The organism is Luteococcus struthionis, from assembly GCF_048595755.1.
Taxonomy (GTDB): domain Bacteria; phylum Actinomycetota; class Actinomycetes; order Propionibacteriales; family Propionibacteriaceae; genus Luteococcus.
This window is the reverse complement of record NZ_CP184360.1, coordinates 210,127-223,898: the sequence shown is the minus strand read 5'-3', so window position 1 is coordinate 223,898 and position 13,772 is coordinate 210,127. Positions and strand designations below refer to the sequence as shown.

Annotated in this window: 10 protein-coding genes; 4 read left to right on the top strand and 6 right to left on the bottom strand. The window is 69.9% G+C overall.

Annotation, left to right across the window (positions count from 1 at the left end; genetic code table 11):
- Position 1 precedes the first annotated feature (1 nt).
- The 3 genes from ACOAMO_RS01040 to ACOAMO_RS01030 all read right to left on the bottom strand — a co-directional run bounded on the left by ACOAMO_RS01040 (position 2) and on the right by ACOAMO_RS01030 (position 2,898).
- Positions 2-1,336: a hypothetical protein gene (locus ACOAMO_RS01040; protein WP_420175744.1), complete on the bottom strand. Its 1,335-nt coding sequence runs from the start codon at positions 1,334-1,336 to the stop codon at positions 2-4.
- Positions 1,333-1,923 carry a DUF4126 domain-containing protein gene (locus tag ACOAMO_RS01035; protein WP_420175743.1) on the bottom strand — a complete coding sequence of 197 codons (591 nt, stop codon included), beginning with the start codon at positions 1,921-1,923 and terminating at the stop codon, positions 1,333-1,335. The genes ACOAMO_RS01040 and ACOAMO_RS01035 overlap by 4 nt, the downstream gene beginning before the upstream one ends.
- Positions 1,924-1,986: 63 nt before the next feature.
- On the bottom strand, positions 1,987-2,898 hold the full coding sequence (locus ACOAMO_RS01030; RefSeq protein ID WP_420175742.1) for a hypothetical protein: 912 nt from the start codon (positions 2,896-2,898) through the stop codon (positions 1,987-1,989).
- Positions 2,899-3,024: 126 nt separating this feature from the next.
- Here ACOAMO_RS01030 and ACOAMO_RS01025 point away from each other — a divergent pair, with 126 nt between their 5' ends.
- The 4 genes from ACOAMO_RS01025 (at position 3,025) to ACOAMO_RS01010 (ending at position 8,977) form a co-directional block, all read left to right on the top strand.
- Positions 3,025-3,372: a DUF6504 family protein gene (locus ACOAMO_RS01025; RefSeq protein WP_420175741.1), complete on the top strand. Its 348-nt coding sequence runs from the start codon at positions 3,025-3,027 to the stop codon at positions 3,370-3,372.
- A complete protein-coding gene (locus ACOAMO_RS01020) occupies positions 3,372-7,250 on the top strand; it encodes a DNA polymerase III subunit alpha (protein WP_420175740.1) in 3,879 nt (1,292 codons plus the stop codon). Before ACOAMO_RS01025 ends, ACOAMO_RS01020 begins: the two co-directional genes overlap by 1 nt.
- Before the next feature lie 122 nt (positions 7,251-7,372).
- Positions 7,373-8,524: a DNA polymerase IV gene (gene dinB / locus ACOAMO_RS01015; protein WP_420175739.1), complete on the top strand. Its 1,152-nt coding sequence runs from the start codon at positions 7,373-7,375 to the stop codon at positions 8,522-8,524.
- Between the two features lie 72 nt (positions 8,525-8,596).
- On the top strand, positions 8,597-8,977 hold the full coding sequence (locus ACOAMO_RS01010; protein ID WP_420175738.1) for a DUF3040 domain-containing protein: 381 nt from the start codon (positions 8,597-8,599) through the stop codon (positions 8,975-8,977).
- Between the two features lie 103 nt (positions 8,978-9,080).
- Here ACOAMO_RS01010 and ACOAMO_RS01005 read toward each other — a convergent pair whose 3' ends face one another.
- Genes ACOAMO_RS01005 through ACOAMO_RS00995 form a run of 3 tightly spaced genes read right to left on the bottom strand, consistent with a single transcriptional unit; the run spans position 9,081 to position 13,601 of the window.
- Positions 9,081-11,351: a transglutaminaseTgpA domain-containing protein gene (locus ACOAMO_RS01005; RefSeq protein ID WP_420175737.1), complete on the bottom strand. Its 2,271-nt coding sequence runs from the start codon at positions 11,349-11,351 to the stop codon at positions 9,081-9,083.
- Positions 11,351-12,613, bottom strand: a complete 1,263-nt coding sequence (locus tag ACOAMO_RS01000) for a DUF58 domain-containing protein (protein WP_420175736.1) — start codon at positions 12,611-12,613, stop codon at positions 11,351-11,353. The genes ACOAMO_RS01005 and ACOAMO_RS01000 overlap by 1 nt, the downstream gene beginning before the upstream one ends.
- 4 nt (positions 12,614-12,617) lie before the next feature.
- On the bottom strand, positions 12,618-13,601 hold the full coding sequence (locus tag ACOAMO_RS00995; protein WP_420175735.1) for an AAA family ATPase: 984 nt from the start codon (positions 13,599-13,601) through the stop codon (positions 12,618-12,620).
- Positions 13,602-13,772: the final 171 nt, after the last annotated feature.

Below are 13,772 nucleotides of genomic sequence, written 5' to 3'. Positions count from 1 at the left end.
CTCAGTGGCGGCGCGGCCGGGCCTGCCGGGGCAACCGCGGTTGGTTGCGATTGGTGGGGCGAATGTCGGTTCCGGTCAGGTGCTCGTGGATCTCGTAGACCGCCAGCGCGGCGCTGAGCAGCTCGGCCCACGGCTGGTTTCCTGCGTGGCTTGCCGACGAGGCCCGCCATCGTCCCTCGCCGCCCAGGGTAGGCCGCTGCTGCCAGGCCTTGAAGGAGTTGGGTGCCAGCCCCCAGCGCAGGTCGGGCCGGGGGTGGTTGTGGTCATGGATGGTGAGCACCACACGGCCGTCGGGCAGCGGGCGGTACCAGGTGACCACGGGGGCCCCGGCGCCGTGGTCGACCACCTCGACGATGCCGCAGGGCGATTCGTCGGTGACGGCCAGCGGGGCCAGGTCTGCAGGCATCCGGTCGAGCACCTGGTGGCGCACGCTGGGGGCCATCGCCGGGCGGCCCAGCCGACGTCCGGCGAAACCGGTTGGCTGGAAGGGGATCGTGTCCAGGTGTGCGCGCGCCTCCACGACGGGGGCCTCGATCATCGACAGGTCGGGCAGGCCGGAGCCCAGCAGGGGTGCGGGGGAGCCGATGCGTTCCACGCCGCGCAGGTCGAGCCGCTTGCCCAGCAGGTCGATCAGGGTCGAGGCGCGTACCGGTTGCCGCTCATCGGTGGTCAGCTGCCAGATCCCGAAGCGTCGCTGCACCGCCAACCGCACGCCCAGCAGGGCCGGGGCGCGGCCGGGGGTGGCGCCGGCCAACGCGGCCTGGCTCTCCACCACCCGGGCCAGATGGGGCGCCCCGCTGCGATTGGCCAGTTCGTCGAGAGTGGTGCCGGCCAGCAACTGGGCGCGGGTCTGCTTGGTGAAGGTCTCGGCGGTCACGGGGCGTTCCAGGCCAGCCGTTCGCAGCTGCTGCCAGACCTCGTCCAGTTCGTCCACCAGCGCCGTCCAGCGTTCCGCGGCGGGGCGGCCGAAGGCCTGCTGCACTGCCTGCGTCTGGGCGCCGCGTTCGGTGGGCAGCACGAGTTGGCGGCCATCGGCGAAGCGATGCACCTGGGGTGGGGCGGGCACCATCTGCAGCTTGTTGCCGGCCAGCTCGGCGTCCAGGGCCTTGCCGGACTTCTTGAACAGGTCGCGCCAGGCGGCGGGCAGCCGGAAGGTCTGGGGCAGCTCGTCCACCTGGACCCCGAGCTGGGTCTGGCTGGCCCAGTGGCCGCCGTCGGGCAGGCCATCGGCGTCGAGCACGACGTGGTGACCGGCCTTGGCCAACCGGGCTGCGGCAGCCATCCCCGCCAGGGTCGCGCCGCGGACCAAGACCATGTCGGGAGTGTGCTGCGTCACTGGGCAGCTCCTGGGCGCAGACGGCGACGTACCTTGGCCAGACCGGCGCGTACCTGCCGTATCACCAGCAGCACCAGCACCAGGCCCACCAGCAGCAGGACGCCTGCGATGACGGCGGCCGCCACCGGCTGCTGCACGGCCAGGGCCAGCACGCCCACGAGCGAGACGTCATTGGCCACCGAGGCGGTGACATTGGTGATCGGTTCGGGCGAGCTGTTGATGGCCAGCCTCATCCCCGACTTGGTCAGGTGGCTGAGCAGGGCACTGACGCCACCGACGCCGGCCAGGGCGAGGGTGGTGAGGGAACCGGTCTGGCCGGCGATCAGGGCGGCGATCACGGCGCCGGCGATGGGCCGTATCGCCGTCGAGGCGGCATCCCAGGTGGAGTCGATCCAGGGGATCTTGTCGGCCAGCACCTCCAGTGTGGTGAGCACGGCCATCACCACCAGCACGTCGGTGCGCTCGAAGCCGGTGGGCACGTCGGGGGCGTCGGTGAAGCGTCCGAGCAGTCCCAGGACCAGCACGGTGGCCCAGGCGTTGAGGCCGGAGGCCCATCCGGAGGCGAAGGTCATGGGCAGCAGTTCCATGGGGAAGAGACTAGCCACCATTTCCCGAGGCTCCGCTGGGTGCCGGTCGGGTGGTCTGTTCGCTCAGAACTCCCACCGGAGCCCATGCATGCCGGCGGTGGCATTCGACATCGCCTGCTGGGCAAAGCTGCTGGTCGGCAGGGGAGTGGTGTGCTCGTCCTGGGTGGTGTCCGGCATCACGGCGCCCGGGGTGGGGCTCTTGGAATTGACGTACCACAGGTTGGTCGGCAGGTCGTCGGTGAAGGCCACGTCGAGCACCAGGAAGGGGATCTGGGCGGCCAGGGCCCGGGTGATGCCCGGCCGGTCCCCATTGTCGATGGTCCAGGCCACTTGGTACTCGAGCATGGCGAGTTCACCGCGCTCCAGGGGGTGGGGCAGCACGATCTCGGCCACCACCAGGCCCGGGTCCTCCAGCTCCATGACCTCGCCGAGCTCACACCCACGGATCGTCTCCACCAGGGGGATCTCGTGCGATTCGCCATCCTGGCTGAGCAACAGGGGGAAGCGACGCAGCCCGGGACGGTCGGCCCGCAGCAGTTGCCGGGTGGTCTCGTTCTGGCGGTGCTCGCGCGCCCGGACGGTGACGCTGTCATGCAGCAGTTGGTTCGTGAACTGCTGCTCGGCCGGGAAGCCCATGGCCTTCAACAGGGCGCTCGCCTGTTCGTTGTGGGGTAGTGCCGTGACGGGGTCCCAGCGTTCCCCGGCATCCTTGGCCAGTGCCCGGGTGAGATGTCCCTCGGGGACCTTGAGCACGTTCTCAAGCTCCTTGAGCACCTTCAAGGAGCGCGCTCGGGTGGGCAGCGATCGGCCGGTCTGCCAGTAGCTGAGAGTGGCGATCGAGACGGGAGCCTCGGCCTTGCGCAGGTGCTGGCTGATCCGCTCCAGCGTCAGATTGCGCCGTGCGATGGCCTCGGAGAGGACGGCAGCGAACTCGGACGGTCCGGAGCCGAGGCGGTGGTGGTCCGGTGACGACATGGATCCATCATGACCCAGGACCCCGGGCAGGTTGAGGACCCGGGTGGCAAGGGGTGTTGACGTTTTGTCGGAGGGCCCGTCTATAGTCGCACATGCTCGAACGGATGTTCGAAAAAGGAGGGTGTGGTGCGCAGGTGTGACGAGTCGATCGAGGTGCGGACGGGGCACGCCGACCGGGACGATGCCCCGTCCCTCTTCCTGTGGCGCAACCGACTCTGGCGAGTGCTCGAAGTGCAGTCGCGGTGGGTCGAGGCCACTCCTTGGTGGGAGCAGGCCGGGGTGCGCGCCGCCCGAGGAGACTGGGGTGATGGCCAGGAGGGCGGTGGGCTGGAGGCCGCCGTCGTCGACCTGGAGGCCGAGAGCGAGGTCTGGCGGGTGGAGGCGGCGGATGGTCGCCATGCGAGCCGGGGGGTCTATGAGCTGGCCCACCACTGGGGGGACGGCAGCTGGCGGCTGCGGGCGGTGGTGGACTGATGCCGGATCCCTTCGTGCACCTGCGGGTGGCCTCCGGCTACTCGCTGCAGTACGGCGCCAGCCATCCGGGGGAGCTGGTGGCCACGGCCGCCGCCCACGGCATGGACACCTTGGCCATCACCGATCGGGACGGGCTCTACGGGGCGGTGCGTTTTGCCAAGGCCTGCCTGCGTACCGGGGTGGCTCCCGTGGTGGGGGTCGACCTGGCCGTTCCCTTCGGGGCGGAGGCCCGGCGTGGGCGCGCCACCCCGGTGCGTCGGACTGCCGCTCGCGGCGGCATCATTCGTGACCTGCGCTTGCCTCGCGTGGTGGCCATCGCCACCTCACGGGCCGGCTGGGGGCAGCTGTGCCGGCTCACCACCGCCACCCACCTGGCCGGGCAGCGGGGGCATCCGGTCAGCAGCCCGGAGCGCTTCGCCGAGCACGCCAGCTCGGGGGAGCTGTTGGTGATGCTGGGGGCCGATTCGCAGTTCGGGTTGCACCTGGCCGAGGGGCGCTCCGACCTGGCGGAGCGGGAACTGCGTCGCTGGCTCGACCTGGTGGACCCGCACCAGCTGGTGGTGGGCCTCACCAACCACCAGGTGGCGGGCCAGGGGGTGGGCAGCGCACACCAGGCGGCCGGCATGCTCACCTTGGCCGACCGGCATCGCCTCACCGCTGTGTTGACCAACCAGGTCCGCATGGCACACCGGCACCAGGCCGCGGTCACCGACGTGTTGGATGCCGCGCGTCGCCTGGTGCCACTGGACGTCCGCAATGTCGACCGACGCAATGCGGAGGCCCACCTGAAGTCCGGCAAGCAGATGTTGCAGGTTGCCGAGGAGGTGGCCCGGCTCGGTGGGCGTGGGTCGGACGGCGCGCAACGGCTGTTCTCCGACACTCGCACCACGGCGCTGCGCGCCCGGCTCGATCCGCGCAGTGACATCGGGTTGGGTGAGGTGCACCTGCCCGAGTTCGAGGTGCTTGGTCTGGGGCAGGCCAGTCAGGCCGAGGCGATGGCGGCATTGCGGCTGCGGTGTGAGGCGGGCATCTCGGAGCGTTACGGTGCGCCCACCCAGCAGGTGCTGCGCCGCCTTGACGAGGAGCTCGACGCGATCGCCCAGCTGGGCTATGCCTCCTATTTCCTCACCGTGGCCGATGTGGTGGAGATGGTGCGGCAGTTGGGCATCCGGTGTGCGGCGCGGGGCTCGGGGGCAGGCAGCCTGGTGAACTACGTGCTGGGCATCTCCGGCGTCGACCCCTTGGCCTACGGGTTGGTGATGGAGCGATTCCTGTCGCCCTTGCGGCAGGCCCTGCCAGACATCGACCTGGACGTCGAGTCGGCCCGACGCCCCGAGATCTACCAGAAGGTGCTCGACCACTTCGGTGGCGAGCGGGTGGCCTGCGTCGCGATGTTGGAGACCTATCGGGTGCGCCATGCGGTGCGCGACGTCTCGGCTGCGCTCAGCCTGCCGCCGGCCGAGGCCGATGCGATCGCCAAGGCATTCCCGCACATTCGGGCCCGCGATGCGCGCAAGGCCCTGCGAGACCTGCCCGAGCTCAGGAAGGCCGGTCTGGCGGAGCAACGGCTGGACGTCCTGTTCCGCCTGGTGGAGCAGCTCGACGGGTTGCCCCGGCACGTGGCGCTGCATCCCTGTGGCGTGATCCTCAGTGATGCCACCCTGACCAGCCGTACCCCGGTGGAGGCCAGTTTCGAAGGTTTTCCGATGAGTCAGTTCGACAAGGACGACGTGGAAGACCTGGGGCTGCTCAAGCTCGACGTGCTCGGGATCCGGATGCAGTCCTCGATGGCGCATGCCCTGGGCGAGTTGGAGCGCACCACGGCGAGCGTGCCTGACATCGACGCCCTGGCGCCCTTCGACGACCCGGCCGTCTACGACATGATCGCCCATGCGCAGACCCTGGGCTGCTTCCAGATCGAGTCCCCGGGGCAGCGGGAGCTGGTGGGCAAGTTCGGGCCCAGCACCTTCAACGACATCATCATCGACATCTCGCTGTTTCGTCCTGGCCCGGTGAAGTCGGACATGGTGATCCCCTTCCTCGATGCGCGTCAGGGATGGAGCAGCCCAAACCACCTGCATCCTGATCTTGAACCGGTGCTGGCCGAGACCGGTGGGGTGGTGGTCTTCCATGAACAGATCATCAAGATCATCTCGGTGATGACCGGCTGCAGCCTGGCGCAGGGCGATGAGGCCCGCCGCGCCCTGGGCGATCCCGCCGGTCAGCTCGACGTGAGGCAGTGGTTCGTGCCGCTGGCTCGGGAACGGGGCTATCCGGCGCAGGTGGTGGAGAAGGTCTGGAGGGTGTTGGAGTCCTTTGCCAGTTTCGGTTTCTGCAAGGCGCACGCCGCGGCCTTCGCCCTGCCCACCTATCAGTCGGCCTGGTTGAAGCGGCACCATCCGGCACATTTCCTGGCCGGGGTCCTCACCCATGACCCGGGCATGTACCCCAAGCGGTTGATCTTGGAGGAGGCGCGGCGTTGTGGGATCCAGCTGCTCGGCGTCGACATCAATCATTCGGATGACGCCTACCGGGTGGAAGCCCTCGCTCCGTCCTCCTCGGTCCCCGAGCCTGTCGAGGGGTTGCTTTCCTCGGTCCCCGAGCCTGTCGAGGGGTTGCTTTCCTCGGTCCCCGAGCCTGTCGAGGGGCTTCCCGATGGGCGGGGCTGGGGCATCCGGATGAGCCTGTCCGACGTGAAGGGAGCCGGCGGGCCGGAGGTGGCGCGGATCGTCGCGGGTCAGCCCTATGGTGGGCTGTCCGACTTCTGGTCGCGGGCCCAGGTGTCCGCGCCCCTGGTGGAGAACCTGGTGCTGTGCGGCGCCTTCGACGAGCTCTACGGGGTGGGGCGCCCCTCGGCGGTGCTGCGCCACGGCAGGCTGACCCGACGCGATCTGCTGCTGGCCCTGGCCGACCTGAAACGGCAGGCGCGAGCCGATGCTCGTGCCGCAAGCCGTGCTCGGGGGCTGCGTCGCAGCGCCCCGGTGGTGGCCAGCGGTGACGACCCTCGTGATCGCGCTCGACGGCAGGCTCGTACCCCAACCTTGCCCGGCACCGGCAGCGCCCAACCAGCGGGAGTGCAACTGGCCCTGGACTTCACCGAACCGGTCGAGGAGCCCCTTTCGTCGGCCGGGACTCCCACCGACGTGGTGGCCACCGGGCTGCCGGAGATGGGGCACGATGAGCGGCTCGCGGCCGAGCTGGAGATCCTGGGGCTCGATGTCAGCCAGCACGTGGTGGAGGGCTACCGCGACCTGCTCGACGAGCTGCACACCTGCGACTCGGTGGACCTGTTGCGCCACCGCCAGCAGGCAGACCTGCTGGTGGCCGGAGTGAAGGTGGCCACCCAGACGCCGCCGGTGCGCAGTGGAAGACGGGTGGTCTTCCTCACCCTGGACGACGGCACCGGGCCGGTGGACTGCACCTTCTTCGAGGATGCCCAGGGGCCCTATGCCAACACCGTCTTCTCCAGCTGGTTGTTGCTGGTGCGGGGCCAGTTGCGTCGCACCGGGCCCAGGGGAGTCTCGCTGCGTGCGACGGGAGCCTGGGACCTGGCGGAGCTGCACCAGGTGTGGGCCTCCGAACGTGATCGCGGTGCGGGCAGGGCCGCTGCACTGGCTGCGGTGCTGGAGATCATCGAACGGGTGCCCGAGGGGGACGGCCTGGTGGGGGAGCGGCTCGGATCGGGTGAATCAGCACCCCAAGGGCGTTTCGGCCCCGAGCACGAGACCCGGGCTGGTGGCATGGGGCGGCGTCGAATGCTGGTGCATCCCAGCGGGTTCAAGCAGTCGCCCTATGCCGACGTGAAACCCGCCGGGACGCCCGTCGCCCAGGCGCCGCGCAAACTGTGGCACTCCTCGCCCGGGAGTTCCGGCCGATGAGCGTGCCTCCTCAACAGGGCGGAGCGCAGTCGGCGTGGCGTGAGGGACGAACGCCGTCGGTTGCGGGGCGGAGCGCGGGGGGTTCGAGGGGGGTCGTCCCCCCTCAACATGACGCTGCCCGCGTGATCCTCCACGTCGACATGGATGCCTTCTACGCCAGTGTGGAGATGGCTCGGCGGCCGGAACTGCGCCACCGGCCGATGTTCGTCGGTGGTGCCCAGCGCGGGGTGGTGCTCAGCGCCAACTATGAAGCCCGCAAGTACGGGGTGGAGGGTGGCATGAGCTCGGTCCGGGCCCGGCGACTGTGTCCCCAGGCGACGGTGGTGCCGCCAGATTTCGACACCTATCAGATGGTCTCCAGGGGTGTCTTCGCGATCTTCGGCACCATCACGCAACAGGTGGAGGCGGCCAGCATCGACGAGGCCTTCCTGGACATCACGGGATCGCTGCGCCGGCTGGGGGATCCGGTGGCCATCGGGGAGCGGTTGCGCGCGCAGGTGACGGATGAGCAACAGGTGACCTGCTCGGTGGGCATCGGCCCCAGCAAGTTCGTCGCCAAGCTGGCCAGCACCCGGGCCAAGCCCGACGGGCTGCTGGCGGTGCGTCCCCACCAGGTGGTGGAATTCCTGCATCCGCTGCCCGTGGAGGCCATGTGGGGGGTGGGGCCCAGCACGGCGGGGCGGTTGCGGCAGCTGGGGTTGGTGCACGTCGCTGACCTGGCCCACACGCCGCGGGCCACCCTGCAGCGGGCCTTCGGGGCCCGGCAGGGCGGACAGTTGCACGACCTGGCCTGGGGCAAGGACACCCGACGGGTGGTCCCCGAACAGGTCGAGTGTTCCATCGGTGCCCAGGAGACCTTCGGGCGAGACACGGATGACGTCGAGCTGGTGCGGGTGGAGCTGTTGCGGTTGAGCGCCCGCGTCGCCGCCCGGATGCGGCGGGCGGGGATGTTGGGCCGCACCGTCACCGTGGAACTGCGTTTTGCCGATTTCAGCACCATCAGTCGTTCCACCACGCTCAGTGGACCGACCGACGTGACCGACGAGATCTTCGACGGGGGATGGCGGGCCTTCCGTGCGCTGAACCTCCAGCGGGCCCGGATCCGTCGGGTCGGGGTGCGGGTGGAGGGGCTGGTGGAGGCGGACAAGGCCTTCCAGCAGCCCCCATTGGATGCCCCGGACAAGGGAATGCGGGAGGTTGAGGTGGTGGCAGACCAGGTGGTGCGTCGCTTCGGTCCGGCGGCGGTGCAGCGGGCGTCGCTGACGCGGCGCTGAGGGGGCACGGCATCCCTTTCGCCCCGGAGCTGCCCGACATACACTGGTGTGTACGAACGTAAGGAGGCTGGCATGGCCCTCTCGGAGCAGGAACAGCGCTTGCTGGAACAGCTGGAGGCATCGCTGACGGCTGATGACCCGGCACTGGCCAGCACCCTGCGTGGCGAGGCCCCCCGCGTGCCGTCGCGTCCTCGTCGCACCGGAGCCCTGGCCGCGGCCTTCGTCGTGGGGCTGGGCGGTCTGGTCGGCGGCATCCAGGCGCACCCCGTGGTGAGCGTGCTCGGCTTCATCGTGATGCTCATCTCCGCCGTGATGCTGGCGGAGCAGACGCGTCAGGTCGGCCAGCTGTCCGCCCAACACCCGGCCCAGCGTGCCCAACGCAGGGCTGCCGGCGTCGACCTCGACCAGCTCGACCGTGCCGCAGAGCGGTGGCGTCAGGACGAGGGTCGCTGACAGGCTGACACAAGCTGACAGGTACCTACACGAAGGAGGGCACATCCCCGCGGGGATGTGCCCTCCTTCGTTCTTGCCCGGCTTTCGTCGTCCCGGCTCCGGCTCAGCGGCTCGGACCGTCCGCGTCGTCGTCGAAGCTCGGCGGCTCCTCGGTCTCCACGGCCTTGGCGCGCGGGGTGCCGCGCAGGCGCTTCCACAGCGAACGGGGCAACAGCAGCGCCAGCGCCCGGTCGGTGCGGGTTGCGCCGGAGCGCAGGTCCTGACGCACCGTGCGGGTATCGGTCGCCAGGTCTCCCAACGGGCCCAGGTCTCGGGCGTAGCGGGAGCGTTCCACCTCCAGCGAGAGACGATCCATGGCGGCGCTGCCCTCGTCGGCCAGCAGGGGAGCGATCCCGGCGGCCCGCTCGCGCGGGGTTCCAAGAGGCCATTCGTGGCCCAGGTCGTGCACCGTGTCGCGGACCTCGGCCCACGCATCGGCCACCTGCTGGTGGCCGTCCCCGCGGCCGGACAGGCGACGACGACGGGTCAGGGCGCGCACGATCGCAGGCAGGCCGAGCAGCAGCAGGACGCCCAGCACACCGGCGGTCCAGCCCAGCAGGCGTCCCAGCGGCAGACCCTCGTCCTGGGTGGGGGCGGGGGCAACACTCGGGGTGGGGGTGGCCGAGGCCTTCGACGGAGTGGGGCTCGGCGTCGAGGCCTTGGAGCTGGCACCACCCGAGGCGGTGGCCGACGGCAGCGGCTTGACGTCCTTGTTCACCAGGGACCACTCCGGGGCGGACGCGACGCGGCTGGTGGGCTCGAAGCGCACCCAGCCGTAGTCGGCGAAGTAGAGCTCGGGCCAGGCGTGCATGTTGCTGGCCTTCACCTCGTAGTGGTCACCGACCTTCTCGCCGGGCAGGAAGCCCACCGAGACACGCGAGGGGATTCCCTCGATGCGGGCCATCAGCGCCATGGCGGAGGCGAAGTGCACGCAGTAACCCGTCTTGTCGCGGGTGAGGAAGTTGGTCAGCACGTCGAAGCCGTCCCCGGGCGGGGCCGTGGTGGAGTAGCCGAAGTTGCGGGGGCTGGCCAGGTAGGCCTGGATGGCCGCGGCCTTCAGCACGGGCGTGGAGGCGTCCTTGGTCACCTGGTGGGTGATGTCCAGGATCGTCTTGGGCACGTTGTCCGGCACAGAGGCGGTGGTCTTGGCATCCGGCGGCGTCCCCGGCTGGGCCAGGGTGAAGGTCTCCGCCTGGGGGTCGTTGAGCGTCGAGACCACCTGGTAGCTCTTGTCACGAATCGCGTCGGTACGCCCCTTGTCCTCGGTGGACAGGATCGTCAGCGTCTGCGGATCGAAGCGCCAGCGTCCCTCGGCGGTGAAGCTCTGCGGGGCATAGGGCGCGGGCAGGTACTCGCTGCTCAGGTCTCGCACCTGGACCTCGGTGGTGATCTTCTTGCCCGATTGGGTCAGCCCCGGGGGAGTGGGCAGGGCCCCGTCCTTCAAGGACACGGGTGCCATGTGCCACCCGTCGGCGTCCATCACGGTCAGGGAGGCGGTACGCAGGTAGAGCGGCTGGTCTGACTTGTAGGTGAGCACCACCCGGTCTGCCGGAAGGTTGAGGTTCTTGGACAGGTCGATGCTCGGGTCGGCCATCTGGATCGGGCTGTTGCCGCGCGGGCGGGCCGACTCGATGTCCAGACTGCCAAGCCGCGGCACCACTGCCCCCAGCGCCAGGGAGAGCGCCAGCACGGGGATGCCGACCAGGGCGCCGAGCCGGGCGGCGCCGCTGGTGGTGTGCCCCTTGGTGGCGGTGTCGCTGCCCAGGTTTCGGGTCCAGGCGGCGTTCTCGTTGATGCCATGGGCCAACAGCACCAGCAGGTAGCCCAGTCCCAGCAGCACGAAGACACTCCAGTGGACGTCGTCGCTGAGGGCCAGCCCCGGAATCAGGTAGAGGGTCAACAGCGGTGCCAGCATCCAGGCCACGGCCTGCAAGGTGAGCACCAGCAGGTCGGCCAGGATGGTCACCAGACCGATCAGCAGGACCATCAACCAGCGCAGTCCGGCGGTGGCCGCCATCGGGGCACTCTGCACCCTGATCTGCATCACGGAGTCGTTCCAGAGCTTGAGCACGCCAGCCAGGGTGCGGCCGTCCGCCGGCTGTGCGGCCAGCCCCAGACCGACTGCGATACCGGCCAGTGCCACCAGCTGGATGGCGTGGATGGCCAGGGGCGGCAGGTTGGTGCGTCGGCCCAGCAGGGAGATGGCCTGGATGACCACGACGACGCCGGCGGCATGGATCAGGAATCCGCGGTCGACGGTCAGTGGGGTCAGGCTCGCCGCGCCAAGCATCATGGCCAGGGCGACGGCGATGGACAGGCGATCGGTTGCGCGCATCAGGCGCCACCTCCTCGGTGCTCGAGCTCTGCCCAGGCCTCGGCGACGGAGCTGCCGCGCTTGACCTGGACGACGCGCCACTGTGCCTCGGTGAGTTGACGAACACAGTCCTCGTGCTGGGCCATCACCTCGGGGTCGGCCCGCAGACCGCGGATGGTGAAGGAGTCGACGTCGAGGACGATCGCCAGGCCGACGGTGCGGCCCTTGCGGGCGGTCGCGAGCGCGGCGACGTCGGCGGGATTGAGACGCCCCAGGACTGCGACCAACATCTCGCCCTGACGGTGCAGATTGGTCTCCAGCGCGGTCTCCAGGCTGGTGACGTCGCTGAGGTCCTCGTCGGTCATGGCCAGCAGCACGGCCTCACGCGCGGCATAGGGATCCTCTGCACTGGCGGTCGGGACCCGTCCCTCCACGTCCACCATGGTCATTCGGAATCCATTGGTGAGCAGGTGGTGCGCGATGCTGGTGACCGCCGAGACGGCCCACTCGAAGCTGGCCGTGCGGCCCGTGCCGGCATGCGAGGAGGCGCGGGAGTCCAGCAGGATCGTGACGCTGGGGTCCCAGGCCTGCTCCTCGCGACGCACCATGATCTCGCCCTTGCGGGCGGTGGAGCGCCAGTGGATGCGACGCACGTCGTCGCCGTCGCGGTACTCGCGCACCAGCACGTCGTCCTGCCCCACCAGGCCGATCTTCTGCGGGGTGGACTCGCCCGAGGCATTGTTGCCCGAGGCGGAGCCCAGCGGACCCAGGGGAACCACCTCGGGCGTGACGAGCACCTCGTTGGTGGCGCGGAACTGCCGGTCGATCTGCGCCAGCCCGAAGGGGTCGACGGCGCGCACCAGCAGGGGGCCGACGCGGTAGCGGCCACGGGCCAGGCCCATCAGCGGGTAGGTGATCTTGCGCTGCCAGTCACCGGCGAAGGTGTGGATGGTGAAGCGGGGTCGGCGGCCCAGTTCGCGCGGCACGGTGTCCTCGAAGCGCAACAGGCCCACGGGCAGGGCGCCGGCCTTGCGCAGGCTGAGCGTGGCGTCCATCCGCTCGCCGAGCGTGACGCGTGGCGGGTCGATGGTGCGCTCGCTGACCAGGTGCAGGCGGGAGCGCCCGACCACTGCGATGGCGGCCAGCGGCAGCAGCAGGAGCAGGAGGCAGACCCGGGCCAGATCACGCTGGCCGAAGGCCATGCAGGCGATCAGGCCCACCAGGCTGACGAGCAGGAAGACCCGCCCGCGCCCGGTGAGCGCTCGCCATGACTTGGCGATCAAGAATTCATCTCCGGTCGGGAATGGCGACGGTGTCCACCGCCGCGTCGATGATCTCCGCCACGGTGCGGCCAGCCAACTGCGCCTGCACCGAGGGCAGGACGCGGTGCCCGAGCACCACCGGGGCAAGGTTCTGCACGTCATCCGGGATGGCGTAGTCGCGCCCGGCCATCGCCGCCTGGGCGCGCACGGCGCGCAGCAGCTGCAGGCTGGCGCGGGGGGAGGCCCCCAGACGCAGGTCCTTGCTGGTGCGGGTGGCGGCCACCACGCCGACGATGTAGTCCTTCACGGCCGGGGCCACGTACACGCCCTTGACCGCCTCGATCAGGGAGACGATGGTGTCGGCGTCGGTGACGGGCTGCAGGGCATCGAGCGGGTTGGCGGCGCCGTGAGAGTCGAGCATGTCGAGCTCGGAGGCGCGGGTGGGGTAGCCCATCTCGATGCGGGCCATGAAGCGGTCACGCTGGGCCTCGGGCAGCGGGTAGGTGCCCTCCATCTCGATCGGGTTCTGGGTGGCGACCACCATGAAGGGCAGGGCCAGCTGGTGGGTGATGCCGTCGCTGGAGACCTGACGCTCGGCCATTGCCTCGAGCAGTGCGGACTGGGTCTTGGGGGAGGCGCGGTTGATCTCGTCGCCCACGACGATGTTGGCGAAGATGCCACCGGGCTTGAACTCGAAGGAGTGAGTGTCCTGGTTGTAGATGCTCACGCCGGTGATGTCGCTGGGCAGCAGGTCGGGCGTGAACTGCAGGCGACGCACGCTGCAGTCGATCGAGCGCCCCAGCGCCTTGGCGAGCATGGTCTTGCCCACGCCCGGCACGTCCTCCACCAGCAGGTGTCCCTCCGCCAGCAGTACTGCCAGCGCAATGTCGATCTGTTCGCTCTTGCCCTCGATGACGCTCTCAATGGCGGTGCGGACCGCGCCCATCACGTCGACCACGTCGGACAGTGTGCGGGCAGGTGCCCCATTCTGCTCCACCGGGTTCTCCATTCTCGTCGGGCACCCACGTGGCGCCGTCTTCTGCGTTGCCTTGGGCGAGCGCTGGAAAACAGGTGTTCCCGCAGGCGCACGCTCGTTGCACCCTACCGTGCACCCCCGCCCGTCCCAACGTCGAGCGGCGCAGCTGCAGCGAACCTGAAGAAGGCCCACAGGGGGCGTTTG

Coding starts and splice junctions, on each gene's coding strand:
- ACOAMO_RS01035 (WP_420175743.1), bottom strand. CDS start 1,923: ATGGAACTGCTGCCCATGACCTTCGCCTCCGGATGGGCCTCCGGCCTC.
- ACOAMO_RS01030 (WP_420175742.1), bottom strand. CDS start 2,898: ATGTCGTCACCGGACCACCACCGCCTCGGCTCCGGACCGTCCGAGTTC.
- ACOAMO_RS01020 (WP_420175740.1), top strand. CDS start 3,372: ATGCCGGATCCCTTCGTGCACCTGCGGGTGGCCTCCGGCTACTCGCTG.
- ACOAMO_RS01010 (WP_420175738.1), top strand. CDS start 8,597: ATGGCCCTCTCGGAGCAGGAACAGCGCTTGCTGGAACAGCTGGAGGCA.
- ACOAMO_RS01005 (WP_420175737.1), bottom strand. CDS start 11,351: ATGCGCGCAACCGATCGCCTGTCCATCGCCGTCGCCCTGGCCATGATG.
- ACOAMO_RS00995 (WP_420175735.1), bottom strand. CDS start 13,601: ATGGAGAACCCGGTGGAGCAGAATGGGGCACCTGCCCGCACACTGTCC.